At 61.4% G+C, this 18,478-nt stretch carries 17 protein-coding genes; 12 read left to right on the top strand and 5 right to left on the bottom strand.

Annotated features, from left to right (window positions below; all coding sequences use genetic code 11):
- Positions 1 to 165 precede the first annotated feature (165 nt).
- Positions 166 to 2,346 carry a hypothetical protein gene (locus tag LOY43_RS10750; RefSeq protein ID WP_258709603.1) on the top strand — a complete coding sequence of 727 codons (2,181 nt, stop codon included), beginning with the start codon at positions 166 to 168 and terminating at the stop codon, positions 2,344 to 2,346.
- Complete coding sequence (locus LOY43_RS10745) at positions 2,333 to 3,361, top strand: NAD(P)/FAD-dependent oxidoreductase (RefSeq protein WP_258709602.1); 1,029 nt, start codon at positions 2,333 to 2,335, stop codon at positions 3,359 to 3,361. The genes LOY43_RS10750 and LOY43_RS10745 overlap by 14 nt, the downstream gene beginning before the upstream one ends.
- Before the next feature lies 1 nt (position 3,362).
- Here the strand turns inward: LOY43_RS10745 and LOY43_RS10740 are convergent, their stop codons facing one another.
- Together LOY43_RS10740 and LOY43_RS10735 are read right to left on the bottom strand one after the other, a co-directional pair.
- Positions 3,363 to 4,115 carry a DUF2063 domain-containing protein gene (locus LOY43_RS10740; RefSeq protein WP_258709601.1) on the bottom strand — a complete coding sequence of 251 codons (753 nt, stop codon included), beginning with the start codon at positions 4,113 to 4,115 and terminating at the stop codon, positions 3,363 to 3,365.
- The gene (locus LOY43_RS10735) at positions 4,108 to 4,947 is read right to left on the bottom strand and encodes a DUF692 domain-containing protein (protein WP_095047506.1); all 840 of its coding nucleotides are present in this window, start codon (positions 4,945 to 4,947) and stop codon (positions 4,108 to 4,110) included. Before LOY43_RS10735 ends, LOY43_RS10740 begins: the two co-directional genes overlap by 8 nt.
- A 413-nt stretch (positions 4,948 to 5,360) precedes the next feature.
- On the opposite strand from LOY43_RS10735, the gene LOY43_RS10730 reads away from it, so the two are divergent.
- Together LOY43_RS10730 and LOY43_RS10725 are read left to right on the top strand one after the other, a co-directional pair.
- Entirely contained in the window at positions 5,361 to 6,407 is a 1,047-nt protein-coding gene (locus LOY43_RS10730; protein WP_095047768.1) for a class I SAM-dependent methyltransferase, read from the top strand.
- Positions 6,408 to 6,498: 91 nt separating this feature from the next.
- The gene (locus LOY43_RS10725; RefSeq protein ID WP_258709600.1) at positions 6,499 to 7,341 is read left to right on the top strand and encodes an NAD-dependent protein deacetylase; all 843 of its coding nucleotides are present in this window, start codon (positions 6,499 to 6,501) and stop codon (positions 7,339 to 7,341) included.
- Between the two features lie 460 nt (positions 7,342 to 7,801).
- On the opposite strand, the gene LOY43_RS10720 is transcribed toward LOY43_RS10725, so the two are convergent.
- Positions 7,802 to 8,689 carry a LysR family transcriptional regulator gene (locus LOY43_RS10720; protein ID WP_095047508.1) on the bottom strand — a complete coding sequence of 296 codons (888 nt, stop codon included), beginning with the start codon at positions 8,687 to 8,689 and terminating at the stop codon, positions 7,802 to 7,804.
- 292 nt (positions 8,690 to 8,981) lie between these two features.
- Between LOY43_RS10720 and LOY43_RS10715 the strand changes: the two genes are divergently transcribed.
- Genes LOY43_RS10715 through LOY43_RS10705 form a run of 3 tightly spaced genes read left to right on the top strand, consistent with a single transcriptional unit; the run spans position 8,982 to position 11,563 of the window.
- Complete coding sequence (locus LOY43_RS10715; protein ID WP_258709599.1) at positions 8,982 to 9,680, top strand: CoA transferase subunit A; 699 nt, start codon at positions 8,982 to 8,984, stop codon at positions 9,678 to 9,680.
- A gap of 24 nt (positions 9,681 to 9,704) precedes the next feature.
- Positions 9,705 to 10,370 carry a CoA transferase subunit B gene (locus LOY43_RS10710; protein WP_093439005.1) on the top strand — a complete coding sequence of 222 codons (666 nt, stop codon included), beginning with the start codon at positions 9,705 to 9,707 and terminating at the stop codon, positions 10,368 to 10,370.
- A gap of 11 nt (positions 10,371 to 10,381) precedes the next feature.
- Positions 10,382 to 11,563 (top strand): acetyl-CoA C-acetyltransferase, encoded by a 1,182-nt coding sequence (locus LOY43_RS10705; protein ID WP_095047509.1) that lies wholly within the window; start codon positions 10,382 to 10,384, stop codon positions 11,561 to 11,563.
- A gap of 232 nt (positions 11,564 to 11,795) precedes the next feature.
- Here the strand turns inward: LOY43_RS10705 and cobF are convergent, their stop codons facing one another.
- Positions 11,796 to 12,551, bottom strand: coding sequence for a precorrin-6A synthase (deacetylating) (gene cobF / locus LOY43_RS10700; protein WP_095124727.1), 756 nt, complete (start codon positions 12,549 to 12,551; stop codon positions 11,796 to 11,798).
- Positions 12,551 to 13,105, bottom strand: coding sequence for a histidine phosphatase family protein (locus LOY43_RS10695; RefSeq protein WP_258709598.1), 555 nt, complete (start codon positions 13,103 to 13,105; stop codon positions 12,551 to 12,553). Before LOY43_RS10695 ends, cobF begins: the two co-directional genes overlap by 1 nt.
- A gap of 329 nt (positions 13,106 to 13,434) precedes the next feature.
- Between LOY43_RS10695 and LOY43_RS10690 the strand changes: the two genes are divergently transcribed.
- The 5 genes from LOY43_RS10690 (at position 13,435) to LOY43_RS10670 (ending at position 18,431) form a co-directional block, all read left to right on the top strand.
- Positions 13,435 to 14,289 (top strand): MurR/RpiR family transcriptional regulator, encoded by an 855-nt coding sequence (locus LOY43_RS10690; RefSeq protein WP_093439023.1) that lies wholly within the window; start codon positions 13,435 to 13,437, stop codon positions 14,287 to 14,289.
- A 2-nt stretch (positions 14,290 to 14,291) separates the two neighbouring features.
- On the top strand, positions 14,292 to 14,936 hold the full coding sequence (locus LOY43_RS10685) for an isochorismatase family cysteine hydrolase (protein WP_258709597.1): 645 nt from the start codon (positions 14,292 to 14,294) through the stop codon (positions 14,934 to 14,936).
- Positions 14,933 to 16,264 (top strand): glutamine synthetase, encoded by a 1,332-nt coding sequence (locus LOY43_RS10680; RefSeq protein WP_093439031.1) that lies wholly within the window; start codon positions 14,933 to 14,935, stop codon positions 16,262 to 16,264. Before LOY43_RS10685 ends, LOY43_RS10680 begins: the two co-directional genes overlap by 4 nt.
- Complete coding sequence (locus LOY43_RS10675; protein ID WP_258709596.1) at positions 16,248 to 17,000, top strand: N-formylglutamate amidohydrolase; 753 nt, start codon at positions 16,248 to 16,250, stop codon at positions 16,998 to 17,000. The genes LOY43_RS10680 and LOY43_RS10675 overlap by 17 nt, the downstream gene beginning before the upstream one ends.
- 81 nt (positions 17,001 to 17,081) lie before the next feature.
- Complete coding sequence (locus LOY43_RS10670; RefSeq protein ID WP_258709595.1) at positions 17,082 to 18,431, top strand: APC family permease; 1,350 nt, start codon at positions 17,082 to 17,084, stop codon at positions 18,429 to 18,431.
- The last annotated feature ends 47 nt before the right edge of the window (positions 18,432 to 18,478 follow it).

Raw genomic sequence — 18,478 nt, 5'->3', positions numbered from 1 at the left:
CAACTTCATCAGAATCCACTGACTGTGCGCCTTGGCTGATGCGCTTATGGTTGTGTTGCCCGTTTCGCACTGTTCACCATTGGTCGCCACTGTCAGATCTGACAGTAGCAAGTCAGCGCCGGGCTACGGTTCCATGACAATTGGCCCAACCTGTCGAGGCGCAACATGACTCTGCTCGAATCCGTTACCCACGTGTGTACGCGCCTGGCGCCTGGCGGCTGGCATTCACTGATGCTCGCCCACGGCCTGGACTTGCTGGCTGAACCGCTGGCGGCGGAACTGCACAAGCCCCTGAAAATCGACCGGTCAATACCCGGATTTACTGATTTCGCAACGACCGGCAGGCGGGCGATCGAGGCAGGCGCACCGGCGCACAGCCTGCTGTATCACGCGCTGGCCTCGCCAAACGTGCTCAGCGATGAAAACGGCCAGACATTACAGCTGTTCCCCACTGCCGCCGAGATCGAGACCGTGCTCGACTATGTCTACAGCGTCAGTCCGCCCACGCTCGACAGCCTGCGCCACAAAGCCCGGGGCGCGCCGTTGGCGGTGGTCGCGTTTGCCAGTGAATATCGCTGCGCCGCCGACACCGTGCATGGCCGGCATGCCGACCTGTGCTTCTCGCGTACCGGAATCGCCCGCGTCGGCACCGCCCCCCCGTGCTATGACGCAACGCTGCGCAGTTTCCTGCCCTTCGTCGACGATGATCCGCACGGCATCCGGGTGATGCCAGTGCGCTACAGCGCCTACATTGCCGTGCAACTCAAGGGCGATGCCGAGCGCTTCGGACCGATGGATTTTCAGATGGACCTCGACCCCGGACTGGATTTCTGGGTGCCCGTGCACAAGCTGTTCAATGGTTCGCAGTGCCTGGAGGGTCTGAACCTGACGGTGACGCTGGGCAACCACCAGATCAACGAAAAACTGCGGCATGTCCATTTGCGCCACAGCGGCACCGGTTGGCAGGAACCGCAGATCAGCCAGCCACCCTTCGTCGTCACGGAAAATCTTGCGCATTGGGCCTCGACTGTAGATCTCGGCCCCGGTCTGCTGGTGCCTGAAGCCAGAGCCCGGCTGGTGGCGCCCGTCGAATATCAGGGGCAGCCCTTGTCCTTTATGCTGCCGGCCAATACCGGCGGCATGGTGCACGGACGTCATCGGGTCGAAGCGGATGGCAGCATCGAAGACCTGAACGAGCATGAAGGTGTCGAGGCGTTGGTGCGTCAGGGCGGTTATCGCGCCTTGCATTATCAGGACGGCACTGCCGATGGCTGGGTGTTGCCACGCTGCCCGATGCTGGAAAACCATTTGCCGGCCGTCGCGGCCTATTCGCTGATCGGCCCCCCGGACTTCTATCCGTTATGCAGTCAACGCAAGCTGTTGCACTGGGTCAGCGACGAACCAGCGTTACCAAGTGCCGGTCTCTGGCACGCCCGACTTGAAGCGCTCTCCAACGTACGCTACTGCGCCAACCTCGATCTGCAGGATCAACTGTTCTCCCCGACTGACCGAGGGGTGAGCGCCATCGTTGCCCTCGCCGATCAAACCGACACGGTGCAATCCACTGCCCCGCTACCACCGTCATCGCGGCCGACCTCGCTGCCCGACGGCGCCGCCGGGGTGTTCGGGCCTGGCTGGGAGGTCGGCTGGGTTCGCCAGCGCACGGCAGACGACGAGTGGATCAACGTCCTCGCCGGCTATCAGATGGCCAGCCCGTTTCCCGAGGATGCGAAGATCTGCGCAGCGCTAGGTTCTTTCTGGCCCGGCGTGGCACCGGATTCGGCACGGGTATTTGAGCCGCGCTCGACGCTGCACAGCATCATTCCCCTGACCGATGAAGAAATCGGCATGGGCGGCCTGGCCTGGGATAATCAGCGCGGCCCTCAACTCATCACTCAAGACGATCGGCTGATCGTCCAGTACCACGCGTACGCCCATGCCGATTACACACAGGTGGCCCTCGATGGCCAGTTCTCCCTGAGCACGACCGGCCACACGGCGCAAACCGTGTATCAGCAGCGCGTGCGCTCGATGTATCGCGTGTACCGTGCGCTCGGCGCCGCCAGCGATAAACCCATGCGCAATGCCTGGCCACTGTTGTCGTTCGTTGACGTGCAGCGGCCGAACGCGGAACTGGACAGCGCGCAGGCGCAAGCAGGGCAGCTCCTCGACGGCTGGGTGCAGCGCTTTTTGCTGTACAAGCGCGGCGCCGTGCAGATCCCTGCAAGTGATTTCAGGTTGCGCCACGTCGAAGTCGAAGAGCTGGTGATCTTGCTGCTCAGCGCCGATGCAATCCTGATCAAACGCGACACCCTGCCATGGCGGGTCGCCCATGAAACATTTTGATGTTGTGGTCGTCGGCGCCGGCCCTGCGGGCTGCGCAACGGCAATCAGTTGCGCCCGTCACGGGCTGCGCGTGGCCTTGATCGAACGGCAGGCGTTCCCCCGGTTTCGCCCCGGCGAAAGCCTGCATCCGGGCATCGAACCGCTGCTACGACAACTGGGGGTCGCCGAGCAGCTATGTGGCCGCGCGGCACGGCGCTTTGACGGCCACTGGGTGCACTGGAACGGTGTGCCGCGCTTCAATGCCTTTGGCGCCGATGATCGCGGCGCCTGGCAGGGCTTTCATTTGGAGCGGGCGCAACTGGACGCGACGTTACTGGCGCAAGCGGCGACGTTGGGGGTGGAGATCAGTCAGCCCTGCCGGGCACGGCGAGTGCTGACTCAGGCCAGTCGGGTGATCGGCGTGGAGACCGACAGCGCACGCCTTTACGCGACCTGCCTGATCGATGCCAGTGGCGCTTGCGACTGGCTCGCTCGCCAACTCGGTCTGCCGGTTCGCCACTGTTCACCGCCGCTGGTGGCGCGTTACGGCTATTTGCAAGGTCACAGCGCAACCTATGCAACAACCGCGCACTTGCTGGCCGATCCTGACGGATGGACCTGGATCGCCCAGGTCGAGCCGCAGTTGCTGCACTGGACGCACCTGACGTTCGAGAACAACAGGCGATCGACGAGGCTTCCCGAGGCCCTGCAAGCATTGCCAGCCGTAGGGCGGATACGCGGCGCCGATGTAACCTGGCGCATCACCCCGGCCGTCACCGGTGCTGGTTATTTTCTGGTGGGCGATGCTGCCAACCGGCTCGACCCGGCGTCCTCCCACGGCGTGCTCAAAGCGTTGATGAGCGGTATGCAAGCCGCGCAAGCCGTAACGGATGGTCTGCGCCAACCGGCCTTGCAAACAGCGGCGCAGGCGCAATATCGCCAATGGCTGAACGCTGGATTCGCACGCGATGTGGCGCACCTGCGCGACTTCTATCGTCTGCATCCCTGCCCGCCGTCGTGGCTGCCTGCGGCATGACTTACAGGACGCTGGCGAGCACGCCCTCTTGGTGAAACTGCCGCAACAACGCCGATCCGCTGTCTATGAACGTTTCGGTGTCGGCCACCCCTGCTTCTACTGCCAGATCTTGCAATTGCTGGCGGCCATCAAGGTCAGGAAACGCTTCAATGCGCTGTAACAGGCGCCAGGCCAGCGGGCTCAGCTCGGAAAACTGCACATTCCAGTCTGCCGTGCGCCGCACCAGCAACAGGGTCGGATGCGCCGGCGGTGTGGCGGGCTGATGGTTCGGATCAAGTGCATGCACCGGCCACACATACGCCAATGGCCAGGCCAGTGCCGAGATCTGCAGCGGACGCTCCAGCAACAGCGCCGGATCGCTTGGCGGCAGCGCCTGAGCATCGGACTGCTGCAAGATCATCTCGACCCATTCGTAATGCGCCAGCTCCAGCAGAAACGCCGGCCACTCGCCATCGCGCAACACCTGCGGTGGCGACGCGAGATAGTCGAGAAACGTTTCGGCAATCTCTCCAAACTTTGGGGTCTGCGCCCGCCACTCGCGCAAAAAGCCTCGTACCAGCAGGCCCCAGCGTTGTTCCCCGATGATCCGGATCAACACCGGAAACGTGCCGCTCAACAATTGCGAAACGTTGTTGAACACCAGATCGCGATAAACGTTGACCCGCGCCACGTTCATGTCGGCCGGTGGCGATTGATGTTCAGGATCGCGCAAATACCGGGTCAGCACCTGTTGTTGCAGTATCAGGTTATCCATGAGGGCGACCTCCGGCTTGCAGTTGGCGAATGGTATGCAACTCAGCGACCAGTTCGGAAAATGCCGGGAAATTGAAATCCCGCTCAAGCAGCGTTGGCTGCGCGCCAAACCGCCTATAAGCCTCCGCCAGCAGAGACCACACGACCGGTTTGACTGAGGCACCATGGGTGTCGATTTTCAGCGTATCGGACTCATCGAAATGACCCGCCACATGCATCCCGACCACCCGGTCCGGCTCGATACCGGCGAGGAAGGTTTGCGGATCGAAGCCGTGGTTGATCGCGTTGACATAGACATTGTTGACGTCCAGCAGCAGGTCGCAATCGGCCTCGCGCAGTACGGCATTGGTGAAGCTCACCTCGTCCATGTCCTGGCGCGGGGCGGCATAGTAGGAGACGTTTTCCACGGCCAGGCGCCGGCCGAGAATGTCCTGAGCCTGACTGATCCGCGCGGCAACGTGCTGCACCGCTTCTTCGGTGAACGGCAACGGCAGCAAGTCATACAGATGCCCGTCATCGCTGCAGTAACTCAGGTGCTCGCTGTACAGCGGCACGTTGTAATGGTCGAGAAACACCCGGACCTCCTGCAAGAATCCGACATCCAGCGGCGCCGACCCGCCCAGCGACAGAGACAAGCCGTGACAGGACAACGGATAGCGCTCGGCCAGTTCACGTAACGCCGCACCGTGCGCGCCGCCTACTCCGATCCAGTTTTCCGGGGCGACTTCGAGAAAGTCGAAGGCGCCGCCACGGGCAGCCTGCAGGTCTTTCAGCAGACCACGGCGCAGGCCGAGGCCAACACTGGGTGGCATTGATGAGGGCGGCGTATGCATGGGATGTACCTCAGCAGTGGGTTTGCCACATTTGAGCCGCCGGATGTATTGCGGTTGTGTGCAGATGACCGGGCATTTGCAGCCCTGTGTGTCCCACCATCACGGCGATACACAGTGATACAGATTCTCTGCCGATCAATATTGTGGGAGCGAGCCTGCTCGCGAAAGCGTCAGCACTGCCAATACCAGAATTGCCTGAAATGCCGCCTTCGCGAGCAGGCTCGCTCCCACAGGTTTTCGTTGCTCACAAATACAGCGCCGCTCCCGGACCGGGGCTAGACTCCTTTATTACCCAGTCGAGGGGGACGCAGGACGTCAGCCGTGCCCTGCCCAACTCCGTGACCACCGCCCGGTGGCGCACGCCTCGACCCTCGACGCCGCCGGACCGTGATCCTGTTTCAGGAGCACACATGATGGATGAGGCGAAGCTCAACGAATTCATGGGCAAACTGGTCAACGACATGGGCGGCGCGGCGATGCTGGCCAATGTCATCGTCGGCGAAGAGCTCGGGCTGTACCGGGCAATGGCCGACAGTCAGGCGATCAGTGCCGATGCCCTCGCCGCCAAAACTACCTGCAACCCGCGTCTGGTTCGTGAATGGCTCAGCGCCCACGTGGCGTCCGGCTACATGGAACACCACGACGGCCAGTTCCGTTTACCCGAAGAGCAAGCGCTGGCCCTGGCCGTCGAAGACTCGCCGGTCTACGTCGCTGGCGGCCTCGGGGTGGTGGCGTCGTTTTTTCACGACAAGGACAAGCTGGTCAAAGCCATGCGCGGCAACGGCGCTTTGTCCTGGGGCGATCACCACCCGTGTATGTTCACCGGTACCGAGCGGTTCTTCCGGCCCGGCTACAAAGGTCACCTGATTGCCGAATGGCTGCCGGCACTGGACGGCGTGGTGGCCAAGCTTGAGCAAGGCGCGAACGTCGCCGATATCGGCTGCGGTCACGGCGCCTCGACCGTGATCATGGCCCAGGCGTTTCCCAACTCGCGTTTCGTCGGCTATGACTATCACGCGCCCTCGATCACCGTCGCCACCCAGCGCGCCGAGGAAGGTGGCGTCAGCAGCCGGGCGAAGTTCTTTCAGGGTTCGGCGAAAAGCTACCCCGGCGACGACTACGACCTGATCTGCTATTTCGACTGCCTGCACGACATGGGCGATCCGGTCGGTGCCGCCCGTCACGCCTATAACTCGCTGAAAGACGATGGCACGGTGTTGCTGGTCGAGCCGTTCGCCAACGACACACTGGACGACAACATCACCCCGGTTGGACGGCTGTTCTACGCAGCCTCGACGTTTATCTGCACCCCCAACTCGCTGTCGCAGGAAGTCGGCCTGGGCCTGGGGGCGCAGGCCGGGGAAGTGCGTCTGCGCAAAGTATTCGCCGAGGCCGGTTTCAAGCAGTTCCGCCGGGCCACGCAAACGCCGTTCAACCTGATTCTGGAGGCACGTAAATAATCCGCTTTTAAAACTGTGGCGTGGGAGCTTGCGCCCTCGCCACCAAGGTTGGTGCTAACCTGCGCGCACTGCCCACTTCGGAGCGCTGACCATGCTCGACAACCCGACCCGCGAACACCTCGATACGCTGCAAGAGGTGATGGCTGATGGCGATTTCATCGTGCTGACCGGAGCCGGCATCAGCACGCCGTCGGGTATTCCGGATTACCGCAACAGCGACGGTGTGCGCCGTGGCCGGCAGCCGATGATGTACCAGGAGTTCCTCGCCGCCCCCGAGTCGCGCCGCCGCTACTGGGCGCGGGCCATGCTGGGTTGGCCGAGGGTGCGTCAGGCGCAGCCGAATGCAGCGCACGAAGCGCTGGCCGGATTGCAGCGCCATGGGCTGATCCACGCCTTGATCACCCAGAACGTCGATACCCTGCACGATCAAGCCGGCAGTCACGATGTGATCGAACTGCACGGCAGCCTGCATCGCGTCCTCTGCCTGGACTGCGGCCAGCGCAGTGAGCGCGATTCGATTCAACAATTAATGGAAATGCACAACCCGTATCTGGCCGGGGTCGATGCAGTCCAGGCGCCGGATGGCGACACCCTGCTCGACCCGGCCTTCGAAGCGCGCTTTCAGGTGCCGCGCTGCCCGCATTGCGCTGGCGAGCGGATGAAACCGGACGTGGTGTTTTTCGGCGAGAACGTAGCGCAGCCCACGGCGGCAAGGGCGATGGCGGCGGCAGAGAATGCAGCGGGGATGTTGGTGGTGGGGTCTTCGTTGATGGCGTACTCGGCGTTTCGCCTGTGCCGGGTGATTGCCGATCGTGGCAAGCCGTTGATTGCGATCAATCTGGGCAAGACCCGCGCGGATGACTTGCTGGATTTGAAGATTGAAGCGTCGTGTGAACAGCTTTTGCCGTTGTTGGTTGAAGTGCTGGATCGGTGAGTTGCTGCACTTTGTGCTCGACTCCGGACCCAAGCCCCTCACCCTAGCCCTCTCCCAAGGGAGAGGGAACTGACCGAGTTGTCAGGACTTAATACTGCGACCTGAAAATTTCGAGCCGAACCCATTTTTTGAAATGCCCCCGATCAGCTCCCTTCCCCCTCGCCCTCGCCCTAGCCCTAGCCCTCTCCCAAGCGAGAGGGAACTGACCGAGTTGTCAGGACTTAATACTGCGACCTGAAAATTTCGAGCCGAACCCATTTTTGAAATGCCCCCGATCAGCTCCCTTCCCCCTCGCCCTAGCCCTAGCCCTAGCCCAAGGGAGAGGGAACTGACCGAGTTGTCAGGACTTAATACTGCGACCTGAAAATTTCGAGCCGAACCCATCTTTTGAAATGCCCCCGATCAGCTCCCTTCCCCCTCGCCCCCTCTGGGGGAGAGGGTTGGGGTGAGGGGGTAGATCTCACAGTCGCCCCAGATCTTCAGCCTTGAGAATATCGAACAACGCCTGCGCCGCCGCCGACAGTTCATTGCCCGGCTCAGTCAGCACGCCGATAGCCCGCTGCACCGAGTCATCCAGGGTCAGGCAGTGGGCGCCGAGTTCCTGCATCTGCTCGGCGCACAACGCCGGCACGGCACTGACGCCCAGACCACTGGCGACCATCCGCCCGACCGTGGCCAGTTGATGGCTTTCAAATTCCACCGGCAACTTCATGCCTCGCGCCTGCAGGTGCTCTTCGAGCATCACTCGCACCGTCGAAGGCCGCTGCAAGGTGATGAACGGCTCCTGCAATAACGTCTGCCAATCGATCTCGCCGCGCTGCGCCAGTGGCGAATCCTTCGACACCACCGCGACGAAGCGATCCACGTACAACGGCGTAAACGTCATCGAAGTGTTTTGCATCGGCTCGAACGCCACGCCCAGTTCCACCTGACGGTCACGGACCATTTCCAGCACTTGCTCATTGATCACGTCATTGACCGTGACGTTGACGTTCGGGTAGCGCGCACGAAACGTCTTGAGGATCGGCGGCAGCAGGTTGCCGGCAAACGACGGCATCGCCGCCAGCGTCACCCGCCCGCGCTGCAAGCTGAAGCGTTGGCGCATTTCGTCTTCGGCGTTATCCCAGTCGGCGATCAGCCGCCGCGCCAGCGGCAGCAAGGATTCACCTTCCGCAGTCAGCGCGACATTGCGTGTGTTACGGCTGAACAGGCGACCGCCCAGGCCCTCTTCCAGCGCTTTGATGGTCAGGCTCAAGGCTGATTGCGACAGGTGCAGACGCTCGCAGGCCACGGCGAAGCTCAGGCTCTGTGCCACAGCGAGGAAGGCGCGGATCTGTTTGATGGTCATACTCGCTTCGCTCCAGTTGTAAGCTACAAGCGTTAAGCGGCGAGCCATGATGATCGTTCCCACGCTCCTGCGTGGGAACGCAGCCCGTGACGCTCCGCGTCACTGGACGCGGAGCGTCCCTAGAGGCATTACCACGCGGAGCGTGGGAACGATCAAAGCAGCACGCCATAACGCGATTATTGAGTTTTATCTATTAATCAACCTTAAAAATCAACTTAACAAATATATCCTCCAGCGAGACACTCCAACCATTCGGCTAGCCAGCCGCCCGCAAATAATAAAAGAGGTGCATATGGCAGGTTTCGACAAGCGCGTGAGTTCCTACGAGGAAGCCCTGGCCGGGCTTGAGGACGGCATGACCGTTATCGCCGGCGGCTTCGGTCTGTGCGGCATTCCGGAAAACCTGATCGCCGAGATCAAACGCAAAGGCACCCGCGACCTCACCGTCGTTTCCAACAACTGCGGCGTCGACGGTTTTGGCCTCGGTGTGCTGCTCACCGATCGTCAGATCAGCAAAGTCATCGCCTCCTACGTCGGCGAAAACAAGCTGTTCGAAGAACAACTGCTCAAAGGCGACATCGAAGTCATCCTGACCCCGCAAGGCACCCTCGCCGAGAAGATGCGCGCAGGCGGCGCCGGCATTCCGGCCTTCTTCACCGCCACCGGCGTCGGCACCCCGGTCGCCGAAGGCAAGGAAGTACGCGAATTCAAAGGTCGTAAGTACCTGATGGAAGAATCCATCACCGGCGACTTCGCCATTGTCAAAGGCTGGAAAGCCGACCATTTCGGTAACGTCATCTACCGTCACACCGCGCAGAACTTCAACCCGCTGGCGGCTACCGCCGGCAAGATCACCGTGGTTGAAGTCGAAGAAATCGTCGAACCCGGCGAACTCGCCCCCTCGCAGATCCACACCCCGGGCATCTACGTCGATCGGGTCATTTGCGGCACGTTCGAAAAACGCATCGAACAGCGCACCATCCGCAAATAATTCAGGCTGACGGAGAATAAAACCATGGCACTTACCCGCGAACAAATGGCTCAGCGCGTCGCCCGCGAAATGCAGGACGGCTTTTATGTGAACCTCGGCATCGGCATTCCGACCCTGGTCGCCAACTACATTCCCGAAGGCATGGAAGTCATGCTGCAATCGGAAAACGGCCTGCTCGGCATGGGTCCGTTCCCGACCGAAGACACTATCGATGCCGACATGATCAACGCCGGCAAACAAACGGTGACTGCGCGTATCGGCGCGTCGATCTTCAACTCCGCCGAATCGTTCGCGATGATCCGTGGCGGTCATGTCGACCTGACCGTGCTCGGCGCGTTCGAAGTGGACGTCGAAGGCAACATCGCCTCGTGGATGATCCCCGGCAAACTGGTCAAGGGCATGGGCGGTGCGATGGATCTGGTGGCCGGCGCCGACAATATCATCGTGATCATGACCCACGCCTCCAAGGATGGTGAGTCGAAACTGCTATCCAAGTGCAGCCTGCCGCTGACCGGCGCCGGTTGCATCAAGCGCGTGTTGACCGACCTCGCCTATCTGGAAATCGAAAATGGCGCTTTTGTCCTCAAGGAACGCGCACCTGGCGTCAGCGTCGAGGAAATCGTCGCCAAAACCGCTGGTAAACTGATCGTCCCGGATCACGTACCGGAAATGCAGTTCGCTGCCCAGTGAGGAATTCGAAAATGCAAGACGTCGTAATTGTTGCCGCCACGCGCACCGCGATCGGCAGTTTCCAGGGCTCCCTGGCCAGCGTGTCCGCGGTTGATCTGGGCGCGGCGGTGATCCGCCAGTTGCTCGAACAAACCGGTCTGGACGGTGCGCAGGTCGATGAAGTGATCATGGGCCAGGTGCTGACCGCCGGCGCCGGCCAGAACCCGGCGCGTCAGGCCGCGATCAAGGCCGGCTTGCCCCATGCCGTGCCAGCAATGACCCTGAACAAGGTTTGCGGTTCGGGCCTCAAAGCCCTGCATCTGGGTGCGCAAGCGATCCGTTGCGGCGACGCTGACGTGATCATCGCCGGCGGCCAGGAAAACATGAGCCTGTCCAACTACGTCATGCCGGGCGCACGCACCGGTCTGCGTATGGGCCATGCGCAAATCGTCGACACCATGATCAGCGATGGCCTGTGGGATGCGTTCAACGATTACCACATGGGCATCACTGCCGAGAACCTCGTCGACAAATACGAGATCAGCCGCGAACAGCAGGACGCCTTCGCCGCAGCCTCGCAGCAGAAAGCCGCCGCCGCGATTGAGGCCGGTCGTTTTGTCGATGAGATCACGCCGATCCTGATCCCGCAGCGCAAAGGCGATCCGGTTGCCTTCAAGGTTGATGAACAGCCGCGTGGCGACACCACTGCCGAATCCCTGGCGAAACTGCGCCCGGCATTTAAAAAGGACGGCAGCGTCACGGCCGGCAACGCTTCGTCGCTGAATGACGGCGCCGCTGCGGTCATCCTGATGAGCGCCGAGAAAGCCAAAGCCCTCGGTCTGCCGGTTCTGGCGAAAATCGCTGCCTACGCCAACGCAGGTGTTGATCCTGCAATCATGGGCATCGGCCCGGTTTCGGCCACCCGCCGCTGCCTCGACAAGGCCGGCTGGAACATCGGCCAGCTCGATCTTATTGAGGCCAACGAAGCCTTCGCTGCGCAATCGCTGGCGGTGGCCAAGGATCTGCAATGGGATCTGGACAAGGTCAACGTCAACGGCGGCGCCATCGCGTTGGGCCATCCGATCGGTGCATCGGGTTGCCGCGTGCTGGTGACCCTGCTGCATGAAATGATCAAGCGTGATGCGAAAAAGGGTCTGGCGACCCTGTGCATCGGTGGCGGTCAGGGTGTGGCGCTGGCGCTGGAACGCGCATAACCAGAGTTCAACAGTGAATGGCGGATCCACGACATCCGCCGCTTGCTGGCAACAAAAACCCGGTGCGACTTGCGTTGCACCGGGTGTTTTTTTGCCTGTTGGAAATGTGCGTTGAGTGTTCCGGCGCCTTCGCGAGCAGGCTCGCTCCCACAGGGAATGCATTTCAAAATGTGGGAGCGACGGTGCGACGATTCGACCTGCTCGCGAAGAGGCCCGCCCGGCCAGCGAAAATCTAAGGCTTGCGCAACAAATACGTATCCATGATCCACCCATGCTCGGCCCGCGCCGCCTTGCGCACCCGCTCGATCTCATCCGCAACATCCGCCAGCCTGCCGCTGATCAAAATCTCGTCCGGTGTGCCCAAGTAGGCGCCCCAGTAAATCTCGGTATCCTGATCGGCCACCCGGTGATACGAATCTTCAGCATCGAGCATCACCACCAGACTGTCCGCATCACTCACCTGCCCTGCCGCCAAACGCCGCCCGGTGGTGATTTCGATGGAACGACCGATGGTGTTCAACGGCACCTTGTGCTGCGCCGCCAACGCCTGAACGCTGGTGATCCCGGGGATCACCTCAAACTCGAAGGCACACGCGCCCGAGGCCAGAATCGTCTGGAGGATACGCACGGTGCTGTCGTACAGCGCCGGGTCACCCCACACCAGGAACCCGCCACACTGACCGTCAGACAATTGGTCATTGATCAGGCGTTCGAAGGTCTGCTGCTTGGCGCGGTTCAGCTCATCGACACTGGCGGCGTAGTCGACACCGCCGCGTTCGCGCTCCGGACTGTGGGCCTCGACGAAGCGGTAGTCAGGATTGTCGATATAGCGCTCACAAATCTCGCGACGCAGGTCGATCAGCTTGTCCTTGCTCTGGCCTTTGTCCATCAGAAAGAACACGTCGACCCGATTCAACGCCTTCACCGCCTGCATCGTGATGTAGTCGGGATTGCCGGCACCGATGCCGATCACCAGCAGTTGTTTCATCACAAAGCTCCTTTAAGACACAGGCGCCAGCGCCCGGTGAAGCGCAGTTCGAGCAGCGACAACGGTTCGACATCGATGTCATGCAACGCCGAACCGCGCAGCACGTGGATCAGTGCAGCGCGGATGACAAACGGATGCGTCACGGCCACGACATGTCCCGACGTGCCTTGCAGGTTAGCTAGCCAAGTCGCCACGCGCTGGCACAACTGCGCCACTGACTCACCGTCATGCGGAGTGGCGTGGGGATCTTCCAGCCAGGCGTGCAGCGCGGCGTCTTCCGAGGCTTGCAGGGCTTTGATCGACTGGCCATGCCAGCGTCCCCAGTCACAATCGCGCAGCGCCTCATCAATCTGCGCATCCGAGCCAAACCATGCCGCTGTCTGGCGCGTGCGCAACTCCGGCGCGCAAATCAAGCGTCGCGCGGCGTCGAAACGCTGGGCCAATTCGCCCGGTGTCAGCCGGCTATTTTCAACAGGTTCATTCGTAGGAAAACACGCCAATTTCTGTGCGACGGTTCGCGCATGGCAAATCAATGTCAAACGAGTGGTCTGCACAGGGATCGCTCCGATGGGCCTTCATGAAAATCAGCGGCGCAAAGCCGTTGTGTCGGCAATTGTGCCGTAAACCGAGGGTTGCAGGGTTGTTGGATCGCCCCGGCATGTGCGGACAAAAGCAAAAATACGGCAATCTCTGACACTAACGTGGGCGATGGACTACAAGCCCTGTCGAAGTCCGTGTGGCCCTTGTTACACAGGCGTCTCGCCCCATTTTGGGGCCTTTTCAACACGCGGAAAAATTCACTAGACATGTAACGTCAGTTACATAAATACTGTTTTAACGGATTATGAAGCGAATTCAACACCCTCATCCAGCAGGAGCCCGGATGCCCCCTCTCAGAGACCTGATCACCGATCCCGGCCTGGATCTTACGCCGTCGGAGCGCAAAGTCGTTCGCGCCTTGCTTGATCAGTACCCACGCAACGGTCTGGGGCCGATGGCGCGTCTGGCCGAACATGCCGGCGTCAGCGATCCGACCATCGTGCGGCTGGTGAAAAAACTCGGTTTCGGTGGTTACGCCGAATTCCAGGATGCCCTGCTCAGTGACATGGATCACCGCCTGCGCTCGCCGCGCACGCTATTGCAACCGCGCGCCCATCAACATCGGGACGACGCCTGGAGCCACTATCTGGGCGACAGCCATCGCCTGCTGGTCGAAACCCAATCGCTGACCCAACCCGAAGACGTGCGCATTCTCACCGACTGGCTGCTCGATGCCCGGCATCAGGTGTATTGCTTCGGCGGGCGCTTCAGCAGCCTGATGGCCACCTACCTGCTCAATCACCTGCGCTTGCTGCGCCCCGGTTGCTTTGCCCTGGAAGACAACGCGCAACTGCCTGATCGCTTGTTTGATCTGCAACGCCAGGATGTGGTGTTGCTGTTCGACTATCGCCGCTACCAGACCCAGGCCTTGCGAGTCGCCAGCGCGGCAAAAAACAACAACGCGCGCGTGGTGTTGTTCACCGACATCTATGCCTCGCCGCTGCGCGAACTGGCCGACCTGATCATCAGCGCGCCGGTGGAATCGGCTTCGCCGTTCGACACCATGGTGCCAGCGCTGGCTCAGGTCGAAGCACTGATCGCCTGCCTGACCTTGCGCACCGAAAACCTCGCCGATCGCCTGGAAGGCATCGATGCCCTGCGCAATGACTTCAACACCCACCTGCTGGAGGATAAATAAGGATGTTCAGCCTTCCCCACCGCTCGCCGCGAGACTTGCCGTTTGTCACCGATCACACCGCACTGTTGCTGGTGGACATGCAGCGTGCCTGGCTCGAACCGCAGTTCGACGCGCACCTCAACGGGCCTGACGCCGAGTATTTCCTGACCCGTGCACACATGCAGGTGGTGCCCAACCAACGTCGTTTGCTCAGTGCCTTTCGCGAGGCGCGGCAGAACGTGCTGCACACCATTATCGAAAGCCTTACGGCTGATGGCCGTGACCGCTCGCTCGACCACAAACTCTCGGACATGCACCTGCCCAAAGGCAGCGTGCAGGCGCGGATCATTGAAGACCTGAGCCCGGTGGAAAACGAAATCGTCCTGCCGAAGACCTCGTCCGGGGCGTTCAACTCGACCAACATCGATTACGTGCTGCGCAACCTGCAAACCCGTCACTTGATCATCGCTGGCATCGTCACCGATCAGTGCGTCGACATGGCCGTGCGCGACGCCGCCGATCGTGGCTATCTGGTCACCCTGGTGGAAGATGCCTGCGCCACCTACAGCGCCGAACGCCATCACGCCTGCCTGAATGCGATCAAGGGTTACTGCTGGATCACCGACACCGACACCGTGCTCGCCCGCCTGCAGGAGATGCAGCCATGAGCACGCGCCTGACGCCGCTGCCGATGACCACGCTGGTCACCACAGACCTGATCGGCATCACCCGCGGCCGCTCGTTTCCCACTGATGAGCTGGAGCATTATCAAGCCGCCGGCTGCGGCTGGGTGCCGGCCAACAGCGCATTGACGCCGCAGGACATCATTGCTTCGACCAATCCGTGGGGCGCCTATGGCGATTTGCGGCTGATTCCCGACCTGAGCAGCCGCGTCACTGTCGGCAACGGCCCGGACGTCGACGCACCGGCGCTGGATTTCATCCACGGCGATATCCGCGAAACCGATGGCCGCCCGTGGGGCGCCTGCCCGCGCACGTTGTTGCGTGATGAAATCGAGCGTTATCGCGATGAACTGGGCTTGCAGGTCAACGCCGCGTTCGAACATGAATTCAACCTGCACGCCGGTTTTGCCGAGCATCTGGCGTTCTCCCTCGAAGCCCAGCGCCAAGGTGCCGAGTTCGGTGGCTGGCTGCTCAGCGCCCTGCGCGCCGGCGGTGTCGAGCCGGAAATGTTTCTGCCGGAATACGGCAAGCATCAATACGAAATCACCTGCCGCCCGACGCTCGGCGTAGCGGCGGCTGATCGTGCCGTCAACGTGCGCGAGATCACCCGCGAGATCGCCCGGCAAATGGGCCTCGACCTGAGCTTCGCGCCGAAAACTGCGGCGGATGCGGTGTGCAACGGCGTGCATCTACACGTCAGCCTGCTCGATCTGGCCGGCCAGCCAATGCTCTATGACCCCGGTACCAGCAACGGTCTGTCGAGTCTTGGCCAGCATTGGGCGGCGGGGATCCTGCATTACTTGCCGGCCCTCTGTGCCTTCACCGCGCCGACGCCGGTGTCGTACGAGCGCTTGCAGCCGCATCACTGGAGCGCCTCTTACGCTTGTCTGGGTCAACAGAACCGCGAGGCGGCGCTGCGCATCTGCCCGACCGTGAGCCTCGGCGGCAAATCCGTGGCCCAGCAGTTCAACCTTGAGTTCCGCGCCATGGACGCCACCGCCTCGCCGCATCTGGCCATGGCCGCGCTGCTGATCGCCGGACGTCTGGGCATCGAACAGCGTCTGGCGCTGAACGCCATCACTAACGAAATTCCCGATTCACTCAATGACGAGCAACGCAAGGCCCGGGGCATCATCGCCCTGCCCGCCTCGCTGGCCCAGGCGCTGGATTGCCTGCGCAACAGTGGCACCTTCACTGCATGGCTGCCCAAGCCGCTGCTCGACACTTACTACGCCCTGAAAACCGAGGAACTGGCGCTGACGGAACAGCTCTCGCCCGCTGACTTGTGTGAGCACTATGCACGCCTGTACTGAATCCGCCGAGCTGGGGTTGTACACCCGACCGGCCTACAACCTGAGCCGCGCCGACTCGACGCACCCTGTGATTCTGGTGTGCGAACACGCCAACCGCTACATCCCCGAGGCCCTGAACAATCTGGGCCTGGACGAGGCCGCCGCCGCTGAACACATCGCCTGGGACATTGGTGCGCTGCAACTCGCCGAGCAGTTATCGGAAAGGCTCGGTGCAACCCTGCTGAGCGCCAATTATTCGCGCCTGCTGATCGATCTGAACCGGCCACGCCACGCCCCGGACAGTATTCCGGCGCAGAGCGAAATCTATCAGGTGCCGGGTAACCGCGAGCTGGACGAAGCCACCCGCGAGTACCGCCGCCAGACCTTATTCAAACCGTTTCATACGCGCTTGCAAACGTTGATCGACGAACGTGTTGCCCAAGGTCAAGCGGTGCGTGTAGTGGGTATTCACAGCTTCACCCCGGTGTATTACGGCCAGCCACGACCCCTGGAGGCCGGCGTGCTGTTCGGTCAGGCCAAGGCCTACGCGCAACGCCTGCTCGACGGCCTCGGCGAGCATCCGCTGAAAGTGGCCGGTAATCAGCCCTACAAGATCGATCCGCTGGGCGACATGACCGTGCCGGTGCACGGCGATGCCCGTGGCCTCGACTCGGTGCTGATCGAGGTGCGCAACGATTTGCTGCGCAGCCCCGAAGCCGTATCGCGCTGGGCCGGATACCTCGCGCCTTTGCTGTAATGAATGAAAGACTGCTGACGCTGTAAACGATGGATCGATAACAACTAAAACGACCGACTGGCTGACAAGGAGTTGCGCTTCATGGAAATTGAAGAATTCGGCTACAAGCAAGAGTTGAAACGTAGCCTGACGCTGACCGATCTGGTGGTATACGGGATGATCTTCATGATCCCCATCGCCCCGTTCGGTGTGTATGGCTACGTCAACGCCGAGGCACCGGGGATGGTGCCGTTGGCGTACATTATTGGCATGGTGGCGATGCTGTTCACCGCGCTGAGTTACGGCAGCATGGCCAAGGCTTTTCCGATTGCCGGTTCGGTCTATTCCTACGCGCAACGCGGCCTCAATCAGCACGTCGGCTTCATCGCCGGTTGGCTGATGCTGCTCGATTATCTGCTGATCCCGCCGCTGCTTTACGTTTACGCGGCGATGGCCCTCAACCACTTGTACCCGGACATCCCGAAAGTCGGCTTTATTCTGGCGTTCCTGGTCAGCGCGACCTTCGTCAACCTGCGCGGCATCACCTTCACGGCACGGATGAACATCATCTTCCTGCTCGCGCAACTGGTGGTGCTGGGGATTTTCCTGTTCTACGCCTGGAATGCCCTGCACAACGGTGGCGGTAACGGCGAACTAACTCTGGCGCCGCTGTATCACCCGCAAACCTTCAACTTCGCCCTGCTGATGCAAGCGGTGTCGATTGCGGTGCTGTCGTTCCTTGGCTTCGATGCGATCTCGACACTCGCTGAAGAAATCAAAGGCGATCCGGGCAAGAGCGTCGGCAAAGCCGCGCTGATCACCCTGGTGGTCATGGGCGTGATTTTCGTTGCGCAAACCTGGATTGCCACCGATCTGGCGGCCGGCATGGGTTTCAAATCCGCCGACACCGCGTTCTATGAAATCGCCGAAATCGCCGCCGGCAGTTGGCTGGCGACCCTGACCGCTGTCGCGACGGCATTGGCTTGGGGCGTGGCCGTGGCGATCACTTCGCAAGCCGCAGTCTCGCGTCTGCTGTTCGGCATGGCCCGCGACGGCAAGCTGCCGAAAGTGCTGGCCAAGGTGCATCCGAAACACAACACGCCGTACCTGAGCATTTATCTGGTGGCGGTGCTGTCGCTGGTGATCTGCTACCTGTTCATCAACTCGGTCGACACCCTGACCTCGCTGGTCAACTTCGGCGCGCTCAGCGGCTTCATGCTGCTGCACCTGACAGTGATCAACTACTACTGGCGTCGGCAGAAGTCCCGCCAAGTGGTGCGTCACCTGATCTGCCCGGTCATCGGCTTCATCATCGTCGCGGCCATCATGTACAACATGGGCGTCGATGCGCAGAAGCTCGGCCTGATCTGGATTGCCCTGGGCCTGGTGTATCTGTTCTTCCTGAATAAACTCGGCGCCAGTACCGCGCTGCCTGACCCGAGCAACGGCTGACAAGAAAAAGAGCGGCGTCTGACAACAAATCAGGCGACCGCCGATTT

This window comes from Pseudomonas sp. B21-041 (assembly GCF_024748675.1).
Classification (GTDB): domain Bacteria; phylum Pseudomonadota; class Gammaproteobacteria; order Pseudomonadales; family Pseudomonadaceae; genus Aquipseudomonas; species Aquipseudomonas neuropathica.
Note: the sequence above shows the minus strand (reverse complement) of the source record. Positions and strands in the feature narration are given on the sequence as shown.